We start from the raw sequence: 2,861 nt of genomic DNA, 5'->3' as shown, positions 1-2,861 counted from the left end.
CGGCGTGGAGCGGCTCTCCGGCAGCCGCGTCGACGCCTGACCGCGGGAGCACCCGAACGCTCCCGTCGCCCGGGACCACCGCACGGGCACGCCACCCCGGCGTGCCGTCCGGGCGGGCCGCCGGGCCCCGAGCCCTCCGGGTGGCGGTGCCGACACCTGTCCTGTCGCGCCCAAGGCACCGCCACCCGGAGTTCAACAAACTGTTGACGTGCTGTCGCAGCCGTCCCTACGCTCCCCTTCGCGGAACTCGACTTCCGCAGCCCCGTACGGAAGGTCACCATGTCGAAGCCCCCGCTGTCGGCGCGGACACTCACCACCGAGTCCGGCGCCCCGGTCGCAGACAACCAGAACTCCGCCACCGCCGGTGCCGGCGGCCCGCTGCTGATCCAGGACCAGCACCTGATCGAGAAGCTCGCCCGGTTCAACCGCGAGCGCATCCCGGAGCGTGTGGTGCACGCCCGCGGCTCCGGCGCGTACGGGTACTTCGAGGTGACCGACGACGTCTCGCACCTCACCCGGGCGGCGTTCCTCGGCTCGGTCGGCCAGCGCACCGAGCTGTTCGCCCGCTTCTCCACCGTCGCCGACAGCCTGGGCGGGGCCGACGCCGTCCGCGACCCCCGGGGCTTCGCCGTCAAGTTCTACACCGAGGAGGGCAACTACGACCTCGTCGGCAACAACACGCCGGTGTTCTTCATCAAGGACCCGCTGAAGTTCCCCGACTTCATCCACTCGCAGAAGCGCGACCCGTTCACCGGCAGGCAGGAGCCGGACAACGTCTGGGACTTCTGGTCGCACTCCCCCGAAGCCACCCACCAGATCACCTGGTTGATGGGCGACCGCGGCATCCCCGCCTCGTACCGCCACATGAACGGCTACGGCTCGCACACCTACCAGTGGACCAACGCCGACGGCGACGCCTTCTACGTCAAGTACCACTTCAGGACCAACCAGGGTGTGCGCTGCCTCAGCAGCGAGCAGGGCGCACGCACGGCCGGCACGGACGCCGACAGCCACCAGACGGACCTGCTCCAGGCCATCGAGCGCGGCATCCACCCCTCGTGGACGCTGCACGTCCAGGTGATGCCGGCCGCCGACGCCGCCGACTACCGGTTCAACCCGTTCGACCTGACGAAGGTGTGGCCGCACCGGGACTACCCGCTCCAGCGGGTGGGCCGCCTGGTGCTCGACCGCAACCCCGAGAACGTGTTCGCCGAGGTGGAGCAGGCGGCGTTCTCGCCGAACAACTTCGTGCCGGGCATCGGCCCCTCCCCCGACAAGATGCTCCAGGGACGGCTGTTCGCCTACGCCGACGCCCAGCGCTACCGGCTCGGCGTCAACCACACCCGACTGCCGGTCAACGCGCCGCGCACCGAGGTCGACAACTACGGCAGGGACGGCCTGATGGCCACCAACCCGCAGGGGCGGGCGGCCAGGAACTACGAGCCCAACTCCTACGGCGGGCCCGTCCAGACCGGCCGGCCGCCGACCGCGCCCCTGGCCGTCGGCGGGCACACCGGCACCCACGAGGCGCCCGCGCACACCAAGGACGACGACTTCTTCCAGGCGGGCGAGCTGTACCGGCTGATGTCGCGGGAGGAGCAGGAGCGCCTGGTGGCGAACATCGCCGGCGGACTGTCCCAGGTGACCCGCGACGACGTCGTGGAGCGGAACCTCGCCCACTTCCACGCCGCCGACCCCGACTACGGCCGGCGCGTCGAGCAGGCGGTGCGTGAGCTGCGCGAGAGCTGACGGGGAGGTCACTCCCGCGCACCTCCCGTACCACCGGCCCGTGACGAGGGGTGGCCGGTGGTACGGGAGAACACCTTCCGGCACGGCCCGCGTGCCGCGCGGCGGAGCCCGGCTCCCCCGCCCCTCGATCCCGCCCCTCGAACCCGCCCGACGAACCCGCCCGACGGAGCGAACGTCCTGTCGCGCCCAGCCTCGCCCCGCCGGGCGTCCAGCACACGACTCGCGGGTGACTGATTGCCGCAAGCCGTCCCGGGGACCCGTTCGATCGGGGACGATGGGAGGTACAGGCGCACGGGTTCCCCGCCCGGCGCCGCGGACGGCGAGGACGGGTGAGATGACGGAGAACGTGCCGGTGCGCTGCCCGGCATGCCGACGCGAGCACGCGTACACCCCACCGACGTACCCCTGCCCGTGCGGAGCCCCGGTCAGCCCGCCGGTGCTGCGGTACGGCGTGCCCGCCCAGGTGCACACCCGCACCTGGGCGAACTCCTGGGTCGCGCTGCGCTGCGAGAGCTGCGGCCGCCGGGAGGAGTGGCCGCAACCCGAACTGGGCTGCCCCTGCGGCGCGCTGCTGTGGTTGCCGATGGACGCGGCCCGGATCGACGCCGCCGAGGCCGCCGCCCACCTCCAGGGCGGCTCCACCGGCGTCGACCACCGCGCGGGCCGGCGGCGTCCGGCGTTCCGTCCGGTGACGATCCGCACCGCCCGCGACGCCGTACTGGCGGCCGGGCAGTACCTGAACTGGCTCGGTTTCCGCGACGTACGCGCCGCCGAGAACCGGCCCGCCTCCGGTGTCGACCTGCGCGGTCCGCGCGTGGTCGCCCGGGTTGATCCCACCACCTCACCCACCGGCCTGCGCGCGGTCGAGACGCTCTGGCTGAACGGCCTCAACGAGTCGGCGGTGGCGGTCTGCTTCGCGCTGGCCGGATACACCGGCGAGGCCCGCGCCCGGGCCGACGAGGTCTCGCTGCCGCTCTTCGTACTCGATCTGACGGGCACTCCGCAGCCCGTCAACACCGCCGCGGACGACCTGATCCGTACCGGCGCCTGACGCCGCGTCCCCGGCCACACCCGCCCACCACCGCGCACCGGCACCGGCGGGTGCGGCCGGC

Annotated in this window: 2 protein-coding genes; both read left to right on the top strand. The window is 73.0% G+C overall.

The genetic code is table 11. The annotated features are described in order from the left end of the window. Positions 1–294 precede the first annotated feature (294 nt). On the top strand, positions 295–1,749 hold the full coding sequence (locus tag ACYVE9_RS21520) for a catalase (protein ID WP_461029535.1): 1,455 nt from the start codon (positions 295–297) through the stop codon (positions 1,747–1,749). 334 nt (positions 1,750–2,083) lie between these two features. Further along, entirely contained in the window at positions 2,084–2,800 is a 717-nt protein-coding gene (locus ACYVE9_RS21515) for a hypothetical protein (RefSeq protein WP_461029534.1), read from the top strand. Positions 2,801–2,861 lie beyond the last annotated feature (61 nt).

Source organism: Streptomyces sparsus, assembly GCF_054776295.1.
The sequence above is the reverse complement of the archived record's forward strand: the minus strand, read 5'-3'. Positions and strand labels throughout refer to the sequence as shown.